A 19,569-nucleotide genomic window follows, 5' to 3' on the forward strand; every position below is an offset into this window, starting at 1 on the left:
GCTGGCATACTTGACGGGGCTACCCGAGCCGACCCGGTGTGAAGGAGCAGGACGATCGATGTGAGTACGGCTCCCGCCGTGGACCGAGACGACGACCGTGACGCTCGCGGGAGTCTGGTGATCCGGTCGCTTCGAATGACCGTGTCCGTCGTCTCCTGGGGCGCGCTCGTCGCCTTCACCGTCCTGTCCATCGGTGGTCCGTTGATCGGGAGTGGCACGTTCCTCGGGACCGATGCGCTCGGCATCGTCGCGCCCTGGACCTCTGCGTTCGGCAACTCCCTCCCCATTACCAACGGCATGATCGGTGACACGGTCGACACCGTGACTCCGCAGGCCTGGTCGATCGTCGAGGCTGCCAGGCACGGGGTGTTCGCGGCCTGGAACCCGTGGGTCGGCGGTGGGACGGAGCTCGGCGCGCTGCCCAACTCCGGTGTCTACTCGCCGATCTCGATCGCCTGGTGGGTGGTGCCGTTGGAATACGCACCGGGCGTGACGAAGCTGATCGAGATCGCCGTCTCGACGCTCGGCATGTCGCTGCTGCTCCGCCGTCTCGGTGCTCCGAACGCCGCTTGGGCGATCGGCAGCCTCGTCTTCGTGAGTTCGGGTTTCATGATCGCCTGGACGAACTGGTCGCAGACGCGGGTGGCGGCGTTCATCCCGCTCCTCTTCTGGGCACTGGACCGCGCCGCAGTGGCCAGGCGGCTCCGAGACGCGGTGCCGGTCGGTGCGACGCTTGCGGCGATGTTCCTCGGAGGGTTCCCGGCCGTGGTCGGCTACGCGCTTTACGCTGGCGGCGCGTACGTCGTCCTGCGCTCGCTGGCAGCCGACCGCGCACTGCGGGGACTGCTCCGCGCGGCGCTCGTGAGCGCGACGGGGGTCGTCCTCGGCGGTCTGCTCGCCGCCGTCGCCCTCGTCCCCTTCGCGATCAACGCGACGAGCGTCCTCGACTTCTCGGTCCGGGAGCAGACGGCGGACAGCCATCTGCCGCTCACGGATCTGGCCACCACCGTCGTGGCGCAGTTCGTCGGGTTCGAAGCGAGCGGGGCGACCTGGGGTGACGGATCGCCCATCGAACGCCTCTCGTATGTCGGCGTCGTGGCGGTCCTGCTCGTCCTCGCTGCGATCATCCTGGTTCCAGCGCGCGGCGGGCGGCGCCCCGTCCTGTGGTACTTCGTTGGCGGCCTCGCACTGTGCGGTGTCCTGATCTACATCGGCGGCCCCGTCCTCGCTGCCGCCCAACACCTGCCGATCTTCTCGAACAACCCGATCGGGCGCCTGCGCGTAATGTTCGGGTTCTTCGCGGCCGTGGCGGCGGCACTCGGGTTCGCCGCCGTCGGCGGGCGGTTGCTCGACGGGGCGTCGACCGCATCGACCTCGCGCGTCGACCCGACGACTCCGGTCGAGTCCCGGCGCACCAGGTGGGCCCGTCGGACGTCGGCCACTGTGGTGGTCCTCGCGATCATCGTGGGCGGCGTCTTCGTCCTCCGCGACGCGATGGCGCTCGTGCCGAGCGAGTACCGCAGCTATATCCGAGACGCCTCCGTCACCGCCGCGTGGATTGGCTCAGTAGCGACCATCGCCGTACTCGTCGCCAGCTTCGGCCGCCTGAGGCCACTGCGGCTGTCGGCACTCGTCGTCGTCCCGGTGCTCGTCGCTGCGCCGGCGCTCACGCTCACCGACACCTGGTGGCCGGTTTCGCCGACGACGACCGTGTACCCGGCGACCCCGGCGCTCGACTACCTGGCGGACCACCTCGGCGATGAACGCTACGTCAGCGTCGATCAGGCGGGCTTCCCGGGCACGAACGCGATGTACGGGCTCCGCTCGGTGGACGGTCACGCTTACCAGACCTCCCAGTGGAAGGACCTCCTCACCGAGATCGACCCCGACATGCTGCTCACGCCCACCTACTCGACCCTGCCGTCGGCGCAGCTGGGCTCCTCACTGCGTTCGTCGGTCCTCGACCGGCTCGGGGTCCGGTTCGCCCTCCTCGGGCCAGGAGTCGCCGTTCCCGGCGTCGTCACCGAGGAACTCGCCGGCGGCGGAAGCCTCGAGTTCGATGGATCGGCGCCCATCCGTTCCGGAGTCAGGACGGGCCCCGTGCGTGCCGTGACGGTCCAGTTCGACGGCTCGGTCGCGCCGGTCGACGACGTCGAGCTCACGACCGATATCGTCGATGCAACCTCGGGTGAGTCGATCACGACGACCTCGACCTGGCAGCCGATGCTGAGTGGCTCTCAGAACATCGCCGTCGACGGTGACGAGATCGCCGCGGGCAGGGCGTGGTACGCGGTCTTCTCCACCGATCGCGGCCGGTCCTCGCTCCTCGCGGCCGGTGGCGACCCGACGGTCCCGGCGATGTCGACGACCGCTCCGGCCGACGACGACCTGAACGTCGTGCACACGGGCGATGCGACCATCCTGGAGCGAGCCGGTGCGCTGCAGCGTGTCCGATGGGCGTCGGACGCGGTCGTCGAGACGGACCCGGAGCGGCGTGTGTCGATGCTCGCGGACCCGGACCTCCCCGGTTCGACCGTGGTGCTCGAACACCCGTCCGATCTCCCGCCAGGGACTGCGGAGCCTGCTACGGACGATGACGCCGTCCCCGCAGAATCGGCCATCACGCGGGTCGAAGACACCGGGGTCACGGGGGATATCCGGGTCGAGACGTCCGGGACCGAGGCCGGGTGGGTCGTCTTCGACGACTCGCTCCGTCGTCCAGGATGGACCGCGACGATCGACGGGACGTCCGTTCCCTTGCTCGACGCCGAACACGCGGGTGCTGCGATCGCCGTCCCGCTGGGTGACCACACCGTCGAACTGGTCTACCGTGCACCAGGGCTCGCCGCAGGCGCGGCAATCTCTCTCGCGACGATCGGCCTGCTGCTGCTCTGGTGGATCGGCATACGCGTCGTCCGTCGAGCCCGTCGGCCGGGGGACGTCGGGGTCGAGAACGACGCAGAGCCGAAAGAGGGCGGTCAGACGACCGGCGTGTAGGGGTCGCGACCGAACGCCACCCAGCGCGCCAGCAGGATCTCGACCTCGTTCCGGGAGAACTCGGGTGCCCGGGACTTCGACTCGAAGTGCGAGAACTCGACGCCTGCAAGCCAGAGCAGACGGTAGCCCACGGAACGGAGCTTGAGCGACAGGTCGACGTCGTTGAAGTTGATCGGCAGACCCTCGAAGAATCCGCCCACCTCCTCGAAGACCTCACTCCGGAGGGCGACGCAGGCGGCTGTGAGACCGGAGACCTCACGGTTCACCTGGAGGGCCCCGAACCCACGATCATCGTCGGTCGCGCCGAGGAAGGCGTGGGTGAACTCGTTGTCGTTGTACCGGTGCCCTGCATGCTGCAGTGAGTCGTCCTCGTATCGGAGTTTCGCGCCCGTCATGCCGACGTCGGGTTCGCGCAGCGGTGCGACCAGGCGGTTGATCGCGTCCGGGGTGATGAGCTCGGTGTCGTCGTTGAGGAAGACGACGATCTCGCCGTGCGCCGCCAGGAAACCGACGTTGCACTTCCGGCTGAAGTTGAACGGTCCGTCGAAGGGCACGAGCCGGACGGCATCAGGCGAGAGACCGACGAGTGCGTCGAGCACCGGCGCCGGCGTGTCGAGGTCGTGCACGATGACGACTTCGAGGTGGTGGATCGTCGGCGCCGCCAGCACCGACCGCACGGCTTCCAGCACGAACACGCGTTCCGATCCGAAGACCGTGCCAGACGTGCCCCGGGTCGGGATCACGATGCTGACGTGGCGGGGGTCGCCCGGGTGTCGATGCACCCCGAACGTGCCCGGTAGGGGACCGAGCACGGCGGAGGCCGCGATACCGCGGCGATCCAGTGCCGCCTGCACGGCCTGTCGACCGAACTCCCAGCCGACCGGATCGGTGGTGTCGGAGAGGGCGCGTCCACCACCGGCCACGCGGTACAGGGCGTGTGGAACGTGGACGATCCGCTCGGCCTGCTCGGTCGCGCGGAGCACGAAGTCCTGAGGCGCCGCTTGTTCGAAGCGCTCCTCGAAGTCGCCGATGCGGTCGGCGAGGGAGCGGGAGACGACCGCGAGACGGAGGGCGTAAGGCTGACCGAGCAGACGCTCCGGAGACCACTCCGGCTTCGTGAACTCGGTGGTGGTCGTGTCGTCGCCGACCCGGACGTATTCGTCGGAATACAGGAAGTCGGCGTCCGGGCAGGACGCGAGGGCCGCGGCGATCCGCACGACGGCGTCGTCACGGAGTGAGTCGCCCGGTCGGACGAGCGTCACGAACGACCCGGTCGCGGACCGCAGAGCGCGGTTCATCGATGCGATCGCGGAGGCGCCCGGCTCGGTCCGCAGTGAGCGCACGCGGGGGTCGTCCGACGAGCGGTGCTCTGTGGCGCCGACGACGAGTACCTCCCAATCGCTCGAGAGCTGCGCGGCGAGGGATCCGAGCGTCGCGTCGAGCGCGTCGGGGTCGGCGACGCCCTCGACGACGATGAAGGAGATCAACGGACGGACGTCTGCGTGAGCCTCGGTCATCAGGTGCGATTGCCCAGTCGCTTGACGAGCCGGGCCGGCGCCAGCAGCGCTTTACCCACACCCCAGGTGGCGGATCCGGTGAACTGATGGCTGAGATCGGACAACGCCTGGACACGGGCTGCCTCGACGGCCGCGAGATCCTCCGCATGACGGCGGCGGAGTTGCTCGAGTTCCAGCGCGGCGCTCGCCTCACCCGCGATCCGGGTCTCGTGCTCGCGATCCAGAGCGGCTTGTAGCGCGGTCGCATGGCCGGCCTGGGCGATCAGCTCGTCTCTGAGCTGGAGGATCACGTGGGCGAGAGTGTCGGAGTCAGCTCCGGACGGGCGATGGTCGGTTGCCGTCGACATCGGGGTCCTTTCTTCGGGGGACGCCCGTAGCGTACCCGAGGGGCATCTGTACTGCCTGGCCGCCTACGGCTGGTGGGGGTAGGACTGTTCGTACGCCGCGATCACGGAATCCGCCTCGCCGACGAGTTCGAGGTTCCCCTTGTTGATCCATGCGGCATGGTCGCACATGGACTTCACGGAGCCCATGGAGTGACTCACCAGGATGACCGTCTTGCCCGCCGCCTTGAAGTCCTCGAACTTCTGGAAGCACTTCTGCTGGAACTCCGCATCACCGACGGCCAGGACCTCATCGACCACCAGGATGTCCGGGTCGACGTTGATCGCGACTGCGAATCCCAGACGCACGTACATGCCCGAGGAGTAGTTCTTGACGGGCTGGTCGATGAACTGCTCGACACCCGAGAAGGAGACGATCTCGTCGAACTTGCCCTGGATCTCCTTGCGGCTCATGCCGAGGATGGAACCGTTCAGGAAGACGTTCTCGCGTCCGGAGAGTTCCGGGTGGAACCCGGAACCCACCTCGAGGAGCGCGGCGACCTTGCCGTTGGCGGTGATGGTGCCGGTCTCCGGGTAGAGGATCTTGGCCAGGCACTTCAACAGGGTCGACTTGCCCGAACCGTTGCTACCGATCAGGCCGAACGTCGAGCCGGTCGGGACGTCGAAGCTGATGTCGCGGAGGGCCCAGAAGTCCTCGTGCACGGAGATCTTGCGACGCATGATCGCGGACTTCAGGCTCTGGTTCCGTTCGTGGTACAGGCGGAACTTCTTGCTCACGTCGTCGACGTGGACTGCGATGTCGGTCATAGGATCTCCGCCAGTCTCTTCTCTTTCCGTGCGAACACCCACATGCCGACCGAGAGGGCGACGACGGCCCAGGCGACGCATGCGAGGACGTCGGCTGGATCGGGGAAACGGTTGTCGTACATGAGGTTCCTGAACACGTCGACGAAGTGCAGCATCGGGTTCAGCTCGTAGATGTCCCAGACGGTGATCGGCGTTCCGAACAGTCCGCCGACGTTCTTCGACGCATCGCTGACCAGGGTGGATGGGTACACGATCGGCGTCAGGTACATCCAGATCTGGAGGACGATGCCCAGCAGGTATTGCGTGTCCCGGAAGTAGACGTTCGCCACGGCGAGGATGAGGCCCACGCCGGTGGCGAACACGGCGAGCAGCGCCATCATCAGGACGACGAGGGGAAGCCAGGGAAGGACGAACGATCCGACGATGAGGAGCGCGATGGTCAAGACGGCCATCTCGAACAGCCAGTTGTAACCGACTGTCAGCACCGACGAGATCGGGAGCACCATCCGCGGGAAGTAGACCTTCGTGATGAGCCCTGCGCCACCGACGATCGAACCCATGCTCGTGCTCAGTGCCGTGGAGAAGAAGGTCCACGGCAGCAGTCCGCACAGGAGCCAGATGGCGAAGACGTTGACCCCGCTGGGATCACCGGGGCTCGGCTGGACGCGGAAGATGAAGGCGAACACGAAGGTGTACACGAGCATCGAGGCGAGCGGGCTGGCGAGTGACCACAGTCGTCCGAAGATGGTCCGCTTGTACTGCCCGCGGATGTCTCGGAGGGTGAGATTCGCCAGGAGTTCCCTGGCGGAAGCCAGATCCCTGAGATACTGCATTGAGCCTCGATTGTGCATTCGGGAGATGATTCGACGACGTGAACCACGTCAATCTACCTTAGCTTTCCTGGACATCGCGCCGACGGCACGACCCACCCCGAGAAGGAGCCTCATGAGCCATGCCGACGAAACCCGACCCATCGTCGGAGACCCGGTGATCGGGTCCCCGTGGATCAGCCCGGCCTCCTACTGGATGCCGAACCACATCGTCCAGTCCGCCTGGTTGGAGCACGCGCCGTTCGCCTTCTGGATCGTGGACGCCTTGCGTCCCGCCAGCTATGTCGAACTCGGGACGCACAACGGCTTCTCCTTCTTCACCGTCTGCGACGCGGTGACGCGCCTCGGCCTCGGAACCGCCTGCACCGCCTTGGACAGTTGGGAGGGGGACGATCAGGCGGGCTTCTACGGCGAGGACGTGTACCAGTCCGTCCGGACCATCCGTGACGAGGAGTACGCGGAGGTGGCGACTCTGCTCCGTGGCTACTTCAGCGACAGCGCCGACCATATCCCGGACGGATCGGTCGACCTCCTGCACATCGACGGTCGGCACGGTTACGAGGACGCGGTGGAGGATTGGGAGACGTACGCACCGAAGCTGTCCAATCGCGGCGTCGTCATGTTCCACGACACCTTCGAGTTCGAGAACGGCTTCGGGGTCCACCGACTGTGGGCGGAACTCGTCGAGCGGTTCCCCGACACGAGCTTCCAGTTCGAGCACGGCCACGGCCTTGGGGTCATCGGCGTCGGTGACGAGCTGCCGGAGTCGGTGAGCGCGTTCTTCCGTGCTGCACGCACGGACGCCGAGCGCGTCCGAGCCGACTACCACCACCTCGGCCGTGCAGTGGCGGTCCGATACGAGGAGGACCTCGACTACCGCAACCGTCTTCACCTGGCAGCCGAGGCGGTCACCGAGGCCGAAGCTCGACTCGCGGTCACCGAAGACCGCGTCGCACAGGCCGAGCGCGATCGTGCGGCCGTGCTCGACAGCACCTCCTGGCGGGTGACGGCCCCGCTCCGCCGAGTGGTGCACGGCCTCAGGCGTTCCTGAGTGCGCCCAGAGGGCCCCTCGGAGCCCCGGTGTTACACTCGACCAGTTCATCCGGCAGACGCAGAGCGAGGCCCATCACCATGTCAGCTGACCGTCCGACACCTGAACGGATCGTCGAGGAGCGTCGCGTGCTCGAACTCGTCGACCGCATCCTCGGTCTCGAAGCCGAACTCGCCCGGGTCTCCGTCTACAACAACCCGACGCGCGAGCAGTTCGAGGCCTTGGAGCGCGAGAACGAGGGGCTTCGACAGCAGGTCGCGGCCCTCCACACGACGCGCACCTGGAAGGCCGGACGTGCCGTACTCGCTCCGCTCCGGATCGTGTCGCGAGGCCGGAGCTGACGGTGCCAGCTGTCACGCCCGAAACCCTGACCATCCTGGCCGCCGGGTTGCCCGACGGCGCTCTCGCCCGACTCCGCGATTCGTTCCCGGCCGACGCCGGTGAAATCGTCGCCCTCGAATCGGACGATGCCGCGGTCGTCGGTGCCGCGATCGATCTCGTGTCGACGCCGCTGGTCGCCGTCGTCTCCCGGCCGCTCGTGTTCGCGCCCGGTGCCGCCGCCGACATCGCGAAGACCTTCGTCGCCCATCCCGAAACCGAGGTCCTGTACACGGACGAGGCCTTCGTCACCGAGGCCGGTCGTTCCGACGTCCTGAAGCCGGACCCAGCACCGGAACGCCTCCGGAACCAGTACTTCTGGGGCGACCTCGTCGTCTTCCGGACCGGGTCCCTCCGTCGGCTGGGAGGTCCGCGCGAGGGCTTCGCCGACGCGACCGCCTACGACCTGGCGCTGCGAGCAACTCGTGCGGGGCTGTCCATCCGTCATCTGGCCACCCCTGCAGTCGTCGTCGACGCGGACGCCAAGCTCGGCGCCCTCGACGAGTCCAGCGTGGAGCCGGCGCGCCGCGCTCTGGAGGAGCACCTCAGCGCCACCGGAGGCGGGACCGTCCGCTCCATCGGACGCGACGGGGTGCACGACACCGTTCGCCCCGTGCAGGGCGAACCGCTCATCTCGATCGTCATCCCGACGCGTGGTCAGTACCTCCCCGGGTCGACGCGCAGTTACCTCGTCGACGCGATCGAGAGCATCGTCGAGCGGAGCACCTACGGGAACTACGAGTTCGTCGTCGTCGTCGACGACGTGGCGGATGCCGGGGTCATCGACCGCGTCGCGGAGCTCGCCGGCGACCGACTGCACCTCGTCACCTGGACCGAGTCCTTCAACTTCTCGGGCAAGATCAACCTCGGCGTCCTCAACGCCGTCGGTGAGTACGTCCTGATCCTGAACGACGACGTCCGCGTGCTCACGCCTGACTGGCTCGAGGCCATGCTCGCGCTCGCCCAATTGCCGAACGCCGGGATGTCCGGCTGCATGCTCTACTACGAGGACGACACCATCCAGCACGCCGGTCACCACTACTGGCGTGGCGACACCATCCACGTCGGAATGAACCTTCCACGGGGCACCGCCGGGCCGACCGACGGCTATCGGGTCGAGCGCGAGGTGGTGGGCATCACCGCAGCGTGCGCCATGATGCGGCGCTCCGTGTATCTCGAGGTCGGGGGTATGACCACGCTTCTCCCGGGTGCCTTCAACGACGTCGACCTGTGCCTCAAGGTGTTGCAGCAGGGATACGACATCCTCTGGACGCCCCACGCCGAGCTCTACCACTACGAATCGAAGACACGCGACGCCCGCGTCCGACACTACGAGGTCGCGACCGCGTGGGGTCGCTGGGAGCACCGCATGCACCAGCCCGGCTACTGGCCGTACCCTGTCTAGGTGACAGAGAAAGAATCATGAGATCCCTCCTGCGTTACCTCAAGGTCAGCCTCCATGTGCTCCGGCACGAGGGCCCACGGCATTTCGTCCGCCGCGTGCAGATGAACCTGCGCGCCCGGGTCAAGGGCAAGACGATCTACCTGCCGGTCATCATCGACGACGCCATCGCCGTCGACTGGACCGAGCCCGGCCCGCAGCTGCTGGATCCCGTCGTCGTCACCGACCGGAAGTCGCACATCGCGTGGATCATGTCGCCCCCGAGCGCTACCAGCGGCGGTCACCAGAACCTCTTCCGGTTCATCGACTTCGCTGAGCAGGCGGGTCACACGTGCAGCATCCACTTCTACAACAGCATCGGGGTCGTGGTCGATGTGCGCGACATGCGTCGCATGCTCACGCAGTCGCACGCCTACCCGGACGTCAAGGCGAGTTTCCACAACTACGACCCGAAGCGCGGCGTCGGCCCCGGGCACGACGCGCTGTTCGCGACCGGGTGGGAGACCGCCTACCCCGCGTACACCGATCCCTCGAACGCGAGGCGGTTCTACTTCGTCCAGGACTTCGAACCCTCGTTCTACGCTGCGGGGACCGAGGCGATCCTGGCCGAGAACACCTACAAGTTCGGCTTCCACGGCATCACCGCTGGCGGCTGGCTCTCGACGAAGCTGCATGACGAGTACGGCATGCCGACCGATCACTTCGACTTCTCCGTCGAGCGGAAGTACTACTCCGTGACGAACCGCGAGCCGCGCAAGGAGATCTTCTTCTACGCGCGCCCGGTCACGCCACGCCGCGCCTTCGAGCTCGGCGTCATCGCGCTGACCGAGTTCGCCAAGCAGCGGCCGGAGTACATCATCAACATGGCCGGATGGGACGTCTCGGACTGGGACATCCCGTTCGAGTACAACAACCTCTCCGGCCTCGAGATCTCCGAGTTGAACGCCATCTACAACCGGTGCGCCGCTGGCCTGGTCCTCTCGCTGTCGAACATGTCGCTCCTCCCGCTGGAACTGATGGCGAGTGGCGTGGCCCCGGTGGTCAACGACGCCCCGAACAACCGTCTGGTCTCGGACAACCCCTTCATCGAATACGTGCAGCCCGCTCCCGGTGCGATCGCGAAGCGGCTCGTGGAGGTCGTCGATCGTCCCGACGCGGTCGCGCGATCCATCGCGATGTCGGAATCGCTCGAGAACACGACGTGGCAGGACAGCGGCCGCCAGTTCGTCGAGGCGTTCGAACGGGCAATGCGTGGCTAAAGCACTCGTCATCGGCGCCAACGGCTTCATCGGGTCCCACCTGGTGGACGCCCTGGTCGCCGACGGACACGACGTGTCCGCGTTCGACCGCTTCAGCAGCGGGGAGCCGAGCTACCGCTCTTCCGGTGTCGAGCTGATGCGTGGGGAGTTCCTGAGTCGCACCGACCTCGACTCCGCTGTTCGCGGCAAAGACCACGTCTTCCACTTCCTGTCGACGACGAATCCCGCGACCGCCGAGGCGGATCCGACGCTCGACATCCGGACGAACGTCGCGCAGACGGTGGAACTGCTCGAATCGTCGGCCGCAGCCGGTGTGGGGCACTTCTACTTCGCCTCGACCGGTGGAGCGATCTACGGGCCGCAGGGCAAGGAGAGCTACGGCGAGACCGACCGTGCGCTCCCGGTTTCGCCGTACGGCATCGGCAAGCTGACGATCGAACACTACCTGCACTACTTCCGGACCATGCACGGGCTCGACTCCACGAGCCTGCGGATCTCCAACCCGTACGGCACCAGGCAGCACCCGCACAAGAAACAAGGTCTCATCCCGATCGCGTTGCGACAGGTCGCGATGGGGGAGACGACGGTCCGGCTCGGCGACGGCTCGATGGTCCGTGACTACATCTACGTCGAGGACGCGGTGCGCATGATCACCGCAATCGTCGGCCGTGATCGCCGACACGACCTCTACAACATCGGCAGCGGGGCGGGCTACTCGATCAACGAGGTCTTCGACTCGCTCCGTCGGGTCACGGGCATCGACTTCCCGATCGAGGACCGACCGGCGCCCCCGACCTTCGTCGACCGGGTCGTGCTCGATGTGAGCCGGTACACCGAGGAGTTCGGAACACCATCGATCGTCGACCTCGACGACGGCGTCCGTGCTACCTACGAGGAACTGCTCGCGTCGCTAGCCGAATAGCGCGGTTCCAGGCGCTCCCGCCACACCGCGATCGGTCATGTGTCGCGGTGGTGTCGACGGTACCGCTACCCTGAACGGGGGTAGTCGCTGTCGAGGAACGAGGAAGACCATGCCGACACGGATGTCAGGGGGAGCCGCCGCCGCCGCAGTGGTGCTCGTCGCCCTGGGGCTCGCCGGCTGCACGTTCGGTGACGACGCTCCCGATCCGACGAGTTCGTCGAGCACTGTCGCACCCGGTGTCGAGCCGACGGACAAGGGCGGGACCACGCCGAAGCCCGATCCGGCTGACGCGGTCATGAGCTACGCGGGAGTCGACGTCGACGGGACGCAGGTTTCCGCCGCTGGCTACGTCCAGGGGCTCCTGGAGAACGGTGGGGCCTGCACGTTCACCTTCACCGGCCTCGGTGATCCGGTCTCGGTCGCCTCAGAGGGGATCGCCGACTCGAGCACGACGAGTTGCGGCACGGTCTCGGTGCCGATCGCACAGCTTCCATCCGGTACCTGGACGGTCACCCTCAGCTACACGTCGGCCGCCGCCGGCACGCTCACTTCGTCCGCTCTCACCGTGGAGGTGCCGTGATGCGGTTCCGTTTGCCAGGTATGCTCGCCGTCATCGCACTCATCGCCGGGGTGTTCACCATCGCGCCAATCGCCGTCCCAGCTGCCTCAGCGGCAGATGCCCGCGATTTCCAAGCAGGCAACATCATCAGCGACTCCTTGTTCTACGACGGCGGTGCGATGAGCACCGGCGACGTCCAGGCGTTCCTCAATTCGGCCAGACCGACCTGTCGGGCGGGCTACATCTGTTTGAAGGACGCAGCCCAGGCGACTCCGACGAGGGCCGCGGTCTCCGGGAGGTGCTCGACCTACGTCGGCGCCGCACGAGAATCAGCCGCGTCCATCATCGCCAAGGTGGGTGCGGCCTGTGGCATCAGCCAGAAGGTCCTCATCGTCATGCTCGAGAAGGAGCAGAGCCTCGTCACGGACGACTGGCCCTCCGATCGGCAGTATCGAAGTGCCATGGGCTACGGATGTCCCGACACTGCTGACTGCGATACGAACTATTACGGGTTCTTCAACCAGGTGTACGCGGCCGCGCTGCAGTTCAAGAACTACCAGGCCAATCCGACGCGGTGGAACCACGTCGCAGGGCGCGTGAACACCGTGCGGTACAACCCGAACGCGGCTTGCGGCTCGAGTCAGGTCTTCATCCAGAACGCTGCGACGGCCGGCCTCTACAACTACACCCCGTACCAGCCGAACCCGTCGGCACTGGCGAACCTCTACGGTCAGGGTGACGGCTGTGGGGCCTATGGCAACCGCAACTTCTGGCGACTGTACACGGACTGGTTCGGTTCGACCACGGGTGGCAGCAGTCTGATGAAGACGGCGACGAACGGCACGATCTACCTCGTGACGGACACGTCGAAGTACATCATCCGCGACACGACCATGCTGAGCGCCTACGCGTCGTTGGGAGCGACCACGGTGGTCTCCCAGGCCTATCTCGACCGCTATCCCACGGTGGGCGACGCGTCCCGGATCATCCGTTCTCCAGGCGGTGCCATCTACTTCATCGACGCCGGGATCAAGGTCGGGTTCTCGAGCTGCGACATGGTCGTCGCGTATGGCGGCTCATGTACGACGGCCGGGTACACCCAGCTGACGGACGCTCAAGCCGGAGCCTTCGTCACGGCTGCGCCCGCGGTGACGCAGGTGTACGCCACCACGGCCGGCGCGCGGTATTGGATCACTGGTGGCACCAAGCGTGAGATCGTCGATGCGACGGCGCAGTCCCTCGCTGGGATCCCGGCGCCGATCATCGTGCTGACCGAAACGGGTATCCAGCATCTCCCGGACGGCGCACCGGTCCTCCGAGATTCGATCTACCTGGTGAACCGTGGTGAGAGCACCTACTCCTACGTGAACGCGGGGAAGCGCTACTCGATCGATGCGGGAACGGCTCCACTCCTCGGGGCGCCCCAGCGGACGGCGAGCTCGCTCTGGGCACGGAACACGGCGAAGATCGCCGCCGGCGGGACCTTCACGGGCGCGGTCTCCGTCCCGGGGGTCAGTGCGCCGCAGGTGGTCACCGTGGACGGTCGGTACGACTGGATCGGGGGGACCCGACTCGCGACGGTGCCGGCGTCTCAGGCGTTCCTGGACGCGCACGCGCCGCTCGGGGCTCTCGGGGAGGGGAGCACCATCAAGGGGCTGAGCGCCGGCGTCTACCTCTACAACGGCGGTGTCGCACGGCCGTTCGCATCGTGGGACGCCCTGGTGGCGATGCAGAACACGCGGACGCCGAAGATAGCGGTGCTCTCACCCCCGGTGATGGTGCAGCTGCAGACCGGCATACCGATCATCACTCCCGGAACGCTGGTGCGTACCCAGGAGAACGCGACCGTGTACTACATCGACGGTGTCGGTGGGAAGGTCCCGGTGTCGAGCTTCGACTACACCACGGCGCTGGGAGCGGGCGGGACCTCGTTCGTCCCGCAGGCGTGGCTCGACGCGTATGCCGTCGCTCCGGGCAACCTGGGGTATGGGATCGTGTGCGGTGGGCAGAAGTACATCGCTGCAGACGGTGCCATCCACAAGCTCCCGGCAGCGATGGAGGCGCTCTATCCGGTCACGTTCACCACGCTCTCCCCGATCTCCTGCGCGCTACTCAAGGTGGGGCCGGATGCAGCACAGTTCATCCGTTCGCCGGGTGGCACGATCTACCTGCTGGAGAACGGTACCAAGCGAGCCATCTCGTCGCTCGATCGCTTCGCTCAGCTCGGCGGCACGGCGACAAACTACCTGAACGTCCCGAACAGTTTCGCCTCGCTCTACGCCAACGGTCCAGCAGCCTGAACCGATCATCCGGACGTGCGGTCCGGGTTCGGGGATGAGCGTGATCGTGACGTAGGCTGGATCGGGGCTGCCGGGGGGTAGCTTGTCCCACTGTTCTCAAGAAGAGGTACCATGCGCCGTTTCCTGCGCTCGCTCACCCGCAGGCCGGCGGCTGTCGGAGTCACCGCGTGGATCGGTCTGTTCCTGCTGTCGCTCGCCTGGGTCTTCGCGACCCCGCTGAGCGCGAGCCCGGACGAAGCCTCGCACATTATCAAGGCCGCCGCCGTCGTGCGCGGGGAGCTGACGGGTGAACCGACGGACGATCCGTCAGTGCGCACAGTCCAGGTCCCGGCGGGGATCGCCGAGGCGCAGAACTGGCACTGCTTCGCGTTCAAGCCGAACGTCTCCGCAGCGTGCGCGCCGACCTATGGCGATGGTCAGGGGTTGCAGCCCGCCGTCACCTCGGCCGCGCTCTACAACCCGGTCTTCTATGCGATCGTCGGTTGGCCGACGCTCCTGCCCATCAGCGCCGAGGCCGCCGTCTACGTGATGCGGCTGGTGAACGCTGCCCTGACGAGTGCCTTCCTGGCGGTCGCGATGGTGATCCTGACGCGGCTCGGTCGCCCCAGGGTCGTGGCGCTGGCCGGATTGGCGGCGCTGACGCCGATGGTCTTCTTCTTGAACGCCTCGGTGAACCCAAACGCCATCGAAGTGAGCGCCGGTGCCCTGAGCGTGGCTGCGTTGTTCTCCGTCACACGACGCCCGCCGAGTGGGCGGAACCTGTGGGCGATACTCGCGGTGGCCGCGTCGGCCGCGGCGATCATGGTGAACGTGCGGAGTATCGCCGCTCTCTGGCTGGCGTTGTTCATCGCGATCGTCCTGGCCACCGCACCCCGGGGCCACGTCCTCGGTCTCCTCAAGCGCTGGCCGACCTGGCTCTATGTCGTCGCCGTCGCAGTCGCGACGGCCGGTGCCGGCGCCTGGATCCTCGGGACGAACACGCTCTCGAACATGGGGGTGTTCCCTGGGGCTGGAACGGTCACTCCGTTGCGCGGATTCATCACCATGCTCTTCGACCGCTCGTTCGATCCCGGGCTGGTCGGCATCTTCGGCTGGCTGGACACGTCCGGGCCGAACTATGCCTTCGCGCTCTGGTCGTTCCTCGGGTTCGCGGTGGTGATCGCCGCGGCCGTGGTCGTCCGGAGACGGGAGTTCACCGCTCTCGTCGGATTCATCGCGGTCTTCCTCCTCGCCCCGCCGGTCATCCAAGCCGCCTCGGTGATGAACTCCGGCTACATCTGGCAGGGCCGCTACACGCTCGTCGCGCTCGTCGCCCTCGTGTTCTTCGCCGCCGCCGCTCTGGCCACGTCGTCACCGGGATCGGTGCAATTGGCCGCTGCGCCGCAACGCCGGCTGCTCATCATCGTCGGCGCATTGTTCGTCTTCGGTCATGCCACCACCCTGCTCGTCGCCACTCGGCGGTACATGCTCGGCGCAGAGGCGAACTGGATCGATGCGATCGTCCATCCGCAGTGGATGCCGCCTGTCGGAACAGCGATATGGATCGTGGTGGCGACGATCGGCGCAGCGGCCGTCTTCTGCGCACCGCTGCTCGGGCTTCGCGCTCAGGTCGATGGGCCCGAGAGGGTCCCGGCGCGCTCCTGAGTGACGCTAAGCCGCACCGAACGGTGCGTGCGTCGGTGTCTGTGGGCTTGCCTGGATGTCGAGCTGCAGGGCGCTGATCAACATCTGCGTCCCTATCATGAGCGGCAGCGCGGCAAGCATCACCGTCGCCGCAGTCGCGACCACGGACGCGGCGACCTGGAAGCACACCCAGATGGCGACGGCGAGACCGAACACGAAGAGCACGAGCCCGAGGCTGAGGAGCAAGGCGATCGGTGAGAACGACCACAGGACGTAGCGGTACCAGATGCGGCGCCAGAACCCCTGCGTGAGCAGGCTGAGGAGCTCGGGGATGACCCGACTGAGCTTGATGCTCGAGACCTCCTCACCGTAGACAGCGGGGATGGGCACGTCGACCGCGGGTACCTGCAGGATGTTGAGGTGGATCAGGAAGTCGTTCTCGAAGCTGTACCGGCGCGAGACGTGGTCGAGGGGGACCCGACGCAGCTCGGAGGTCCGCACCGCGGTGTAGCCGTTCTGCGGGTCGAAGAGGTGCCAGTACCCGGAGGCCAATTTGGTCATGAACGAGAGGACGATGTTCCCGAACACGCGGTAGCCGGGCATGCCGTGGAAGGACTCGGGCGAGAAGAACCGGTTCGCCTTCGCGAAGCCGTAGCCGTCGGTCGTGACCTTCGTCAAGAGCTCGGGAAGGTATTCGGGGTCCATCTGTGCGTCGCCGGCCATGATCACGTTCACGTCCGACCCGAGTTCCATGGCGCGGCGGTGTCCGGTGATGATGGCGCCACCGACACCCTGGTTGACCTCGTGGCGGATGAGGACGACGCGGGGATCGGCTGAGCGGCTGACGACGCCGCTCGTGTCGTCCGGGCTGCAGTCGTCGACGATGACGATGTGGTCGACGAAGTCGGGCATCGTGTCGATGACCGTCGAGATCATCTTCTCCTCGCGGTAGGCGGGGACGACGGCTGCGATGGTTGCTCCGTTGAACACGGTCACTCCTCCTGGAGGCCGGCGGGGCCGGCGGGGGTGTCAGGGCGATGGGCGAACACCCAGTACCGGTAGGCGAAATAGTTCCAGATCGTCGTCGCGACGGTCGCGACGACCTTGCCGCCGATCCATCCGGCGAACGTGGTGTCGATCAGTGACACGATCGCGGCAGTCGCGATCGTGTTGAAGACGACGAGGATGGCGTACTTCACGAGCGCACCGCCCTGCGGGGCTTGAGACCCGAACGCGAACACGCGCTGCATGGAGTAGGTGTAGACGAAACTCAAGAGGAAGGCCACGACCGTCGCGACCGGGAGCGGCCACCCGAGGACCGTGTAGAACAGCGCGAGCAGACCGAGGTCGACGAGGAACGCCGAGCCTCCGACGAGGAGGTATCGGACGCCGCTGTTCCAGACCAGCTTGCGGAGCCGTCCTGGTGGGGGAGTGGTCACGCCCGCGCCAGGGCGCTGTCGAGCACCTGGGCGATGACCTCGTGCGGGGGCAACAGGCTCCTGCGCTCGGTGGCCGCGTCCTCGACGCCGTCGATGATCCGGCAGAAGTGGGCGAACTGTGCCGTGAGGGGCTCGATGCTCGTGACCATCTCCGGGATCTCGATGACGGTCTGCTGGCGGTAGCCCCGGTTGGCGCCGCCGACGAGGTCCTCGGAGATGTGATGGTAGACCGTCACGTCCCGGCGGAGGAGGTCGATCTCGATGAGCCGCTCGCGCTCGTAGACGGAGACCTGCCGGATCTTCTTCTGGCCCATGCGGCTCGCGGAGATGTGCGCGATCGCGCCGGTGTCGAACCCCAGGACCGTCTCGGCCACATCCTCCGCTCCGCGCTCGGAGCGCTCGTGGAAGAACCCGAGGGAGGAGGCCACGGAGGTGGTCTGCCCGCCCGCCAGCACGATCGACAGGTCGACGTCGTGCACGAGGAGGTCCCACGCCACACCGGTGCGGATGCGCGGTGCGTAGGGCGAGTGGCGTGTCGCCGACAGGTGGACGGGTGACTCGATGAACGATCGGGCCGTCAGCACCGCCGGATTGAACCGCTCGAGCAGACCGCACATGAAGGGGAGGTCAGCTGCGTCGGCGGCGGCGAGGATGTCGCGTGACTGCCCGATGTCGGCGGCGATCGGCTTCTCGATCAGCAGCGGCGTACCGCTCTCAAGCACCTGCATCGCCAGGGGTTCGTGGGCCTCGGTGGCGGCGGCGACGATCACGCCGTCGATCTGCTGGAGGGCCGGCAACTCGGGAGACCAGTGCGCGCCGTATTGCTCGGCGAGGCGGCGACCGACGTCCTCGCGCGGGTCGACGAGGACGGCGAGATCGGCGAGGTCGGATTGCGCCACGACTCTGGCGTGGTTGCTGCCCATCATCCCCGCACCCACGACCGCGAACCGCTTCCGGGCGCTCATCGTCCACCTCCGGCGACGGCACGGACCGCTTCGACGATCGTTGTGATGTCCTCCTCGGACAGCTCCGTGTGGACCGGGAGGGAGAGGACCTCCGACGCGACACGAGCTGCGACCGGGGTCGCGTCGGCGATGACGTCGGGCCGGCCCTGGTATGCCTCGGCATCGATGATCAGGCCGGGGTAGTAGATGCCGCTGCCGACACCTCGTTCGGCCAGCGCACCGACGAACGCGTCCCGCGTGACGGCGGACTCGCTCGTCACCCGGATCGTGTACTGGTGCCAGACATGGTCGCGATCGGCGAAGGTCGCGGGCGTGACGATGCCGCGCACGTTCTGGAGGCCGTCGGTCAGGGCCGCCGCGTTCCGACGTCGCTGTGCGACGGTCTCGGAGTAGCGTTTCAGCTGTGGGAGGGCGAGCGCCGCATGGAGGTCGGTGAGGCGGTAGTTGTTGCCCGCCATGACGTATTCGTACCTCGCCCGCATCCCCTGATTGCGGAGGATGCGGAGGCGCGCGGCGATGTCGTCGTCGTCGGTGGTGATCATGCCGCCTTCAGCGGTCGTGATGTTCTTGGTGGCGTAGAAGGAGAACGTGCCCATCCCGTAGCTGCCGGCTGCTCGTCCCCGGTACCGTGCGCCGTGCGATTGCGCCGAATCCTCGACCACGCGGAGCCCGTGCGCAGCCGCCAGGCGCTCGATGGGCTCCATGTCCGCCATCTGGCCGTACAGGTGCACCGGCATGATCACCCGCGTCCGGTCGTTGATCAGGCGCTCCACGGAGGCCGGGTCGAGCGCGAAATCCGTGTCGTTGATGTCCGCGAACCGCACTGTCGCACCGGCCTGCAGAATCGCGTTGACCGTCGCGACGAAGGTGAACGGTGAGGTGATGACCTCGTCACCGGGCTCGAGGTCGAGCACCTGCAGCGCGGCTACGAGCGCCGTCGTGCCGTTGTTGACCGCGATCGCGTGCCGGGCATCATGGAGCGCGGCGAACCGGGCTTCGAACTCGGCGACCACGGGCCCCTGGGCGATGATGCCGGATCGGATGACGTCGAGTACCCGACGCTCCTCGGCTTCGCCGAATCGGACCGTGGTGATTGGAATCATGTCGCCTCGTTCTAACGTGCACGGGGGACGTCCCCCCGACGAACACGATACCCGCTCTGCGTCCGTGGCGAGC

General features: G+C 66.9%; 17 protein-coding genes. 9 read left to right on the forward strand and 8 right to left on the reverse strand.

The annotated features are described in order from the left end of the window. Positions 1–135: 135 nt before the first annotated feature. The gene (locus ACQG07_RS15590; RefSeq protein ID WP_426738745.1) at positions 136–2,997 is read left to right on the forward strand and encodes a hypothetical protein; all 2,862 of its coding nucleotides are present in this window, start codon (positions 136–138) and stop codon (positions 2,995–2,997) included. On the opposite strand, the gene ACQG07_RS15595 is transcribed toward ACQG07_RS15590, so the two are convergent. The 4 genes from ACQG07_RS15595 to ACQG07_RS15610 form a co-directional block, all read right to left on the reverse strand. Beyond that, positions 2,979–4,514, reverse strand: coding sequence for a glycosyltransferase family 2 protein (locus ACQG07_RS15595; RefSeq protein ID WP_426738746.1), 1,536 nt, complete (start codon positions 4,512–4,514; stop codon positions 2,979–2,981). The two genes, ACQG07_RS15590 and ACQG07_RS15595, sit on opposite strands and share 19 nt — an antisense overlap. Further along, entirely contained in the window at positions 4,514–4,861 is a 348-nt protein-coding gene (locus ACQG07_RS15600; RefSeq protein ID WP_426738747.1) for a hypothetical protein, read from the reverse strand. Before ACQG07_RS15600 ends, ACQG07_RS15595 begins: the two co-directional genes overlap by 1 nt. A gap of 63 nt (positions 4,862–4,924) precedes the next feature. Further along, positions 4,925–5,665, reverse strand: coding sequence for an ABC transporter ATP-binding protein (locus ACQG07_RS15605; protein ID WP_175117697.1), 741 nt, complete (start codon positions 5,663–5,665; stop codon positions 4,925–4,927). Beyond that, positions 5,662–6,498, reverse strand: a complete 837-nt coding sequence (locus ACQG07_RS15610; RefSeq protein ID WP_426738748.1) for an ABC transporter permease — start codon at positions 6,496–6,498, stop codon at positions 5,662–5,664. Before ACQG07_RS15610 ends, ACQG07_RS15605 begins: the two co-directional genes overlap by 4 nt. Positions 6,499–6,610: 112 nt before the next feature. On the opposite strand from ACQG07_RS15610, the gene ACQG07_RS15615 reads away from it, so the two are divergent. The 8 genes from ACQG07_RS15615 (at position 6,611) to ACQG07_RS15650 (ending at position 16,010) form a co-directional block, all read left to right on the forward strand. Further along, complete coding sequence (locus ACQG07_RS15615; protein WP_426738749.1) at positions 6,611–7,546, forward strand: class I SAM-dependent methyltransferase; 936 nt, start codon at positions 6,611–6,613, stop codon at positions 7,544–7,546. Positions 7,547–7,626: 80 nt separating this feature from the next. Continuing rightward, a complete protein-coding gene (locus tag ACQG07_RS15620; protein WP_175117700.1) occupies positions 7,627–7,887 on the forward strand; it encodes a hypothetical protein in 261 nt (86 codons plus the stop codon). A gap of 2 nt (positions 7,888–7,889) precedes the next feature. Then, positions 7,890–9,329, forward strand: a complete 1,440-nt coding sequence (locus tag ACQG07_RS15625; protein WP_426738750.1) for a glycosyltransferase family 2 protein — start codon at positions 7,890–7,892, stop codon at positions 9,327–9,329. Between the two features lie 17 nt (positions 9,330–9,346). Then, a complete protein-coding gene (locus tag ACQG07_RS15630) occupies positions 9,347–10,585 on the forward strand; it encodes a glycosyltransferase (protein WP_175117702.1) in 1,239 nt (412 codons plus the stop codon). Continuing rightward, entirely contained in the window at positions 10,578–11,507 is a 930-nt protein-coding gene (locus ACQG07_RS15635; protein WP_426738751.1) for an NAD-dependent epimerase/dehydratase family protein, read from the forward strand. The genes ACQG07_RS15630 and ACQG07_RS15635 overlap by 8 nt, the downstream gene beginning before the upstream one ends. A 121-nt stretch (positions 11,508–11,628) precedes the next feature. Beyond that, a complete protein-coding gene (locus tag ACQG07_RS15640; protein WP_426738752.1) occupies positions 11,629–12,087 on the forward strand; it encodes a hypothetical protein in 459 nt (152 codons plus the stop codon). Continuing rightward, positions 12,087–14,366 (forward strand): hypothetical protein, encoded by a 2,280-nt coding sequence (locus tag ACQG07_RS15645; protein WP_426738753.1) that lies wholly within the window; start codon positions 12,087–12,089, stop codon positions 14,364–14,366. The genes ACQG07_RS15640 and ACQG07_RS15645 overlap by 1 nt, the downstream gene beginning before the upstream one ends. A gap of 111 nt (positions 14,367–14,477) precedes the next feature. Continuing rightward, a complete protein-coding gene (locus ACQG07_RS15650; protein WP_426738754.1) occupies positions 14,478–16,010 on the forward strand; it encodes a DUF2142 domain-containing protein in 1,533 nt (510 codons plus the stop codon). 6 nt (positions 16,011–16,016) lie between these two features. Here the strand turns inward: ACQG07_RS15650 and ACQG07_RS15655 are convergent, their stop codons facing one another. From ACQG07_RS15655 to ACQG07_RS15670, 4 genes are read right to left on the reverse strand one after another with little or no spacing between them, the layout of a single operon-like run. Next, positions 16,017–16,979 (reverse strand): glycosyltransferase family 2 protein, encoded by a 963-nt coding sequence (locus ACQG07_RS15655; protein WP_426738755.1) that lies wholly within the window; start codon positions 16,977–16,979, stop codon positions 16,017–16,019. Positions 16,980–16,981: 2 nt separating this feature from the next. Continuing rightward, positions 16,982–17,428: a GtrA family protein gene (locus ACQG07_RS15660; RefSeq protein WP_426738756.1), complete on the reverse strand. Its 447-nt coding sequence runs from the start codon at positions 17,426–17,428 to the stop codon at positions 16,982–16,984. Next, the gene (locus tag ACQG07_RS15665) at positions 17,425–18,393 is read right to left on the reverse strand and encodes a Gfo/Idh/MocA family protein (protein ID WP_426738757.1); all 969 of its coding nucleotides are present in this window, start codon (positions 18,391–18,393) and stop codon (positions 17,425–17,427) included. The genes ACQG07_RS15660 and ACQG07_RS15665 overlap by 4 nt, the downstream gene beginning before the upstream one ends. Continuing rightward, on the reverse strand, positions 18,390–19,496 hold the full coding sequence (locus ACQG07_RS15670) for a DegT/DnrJ/EryC1/StrS family aminotransferase (RefSeq protein WP_426738758.1): 1,107 nt from the start codon (positions 19,494–19,496) through the stop codon (positions 18,390–18,392). The genes ACQG07_RS15665 and ACQG07_RS15670 overlap by 4 nt, the downstream gene beginning before the upstream one ends. Between the last annotated feature and the right edge of the window lie 73 nt (positions 19,497–19,569).

It is taken from the genome of Plantibacter sp. 2H11-2 (assembly GCF_050031945.1).
In the GTDB taxonomy this organism is placed as follows: domain Bacteria; phylum Actinomycetota; class Actinomycetes; order Actinomycetales; family Microbacteriaceae; genus Plantibacter; species Plantibacter auratus.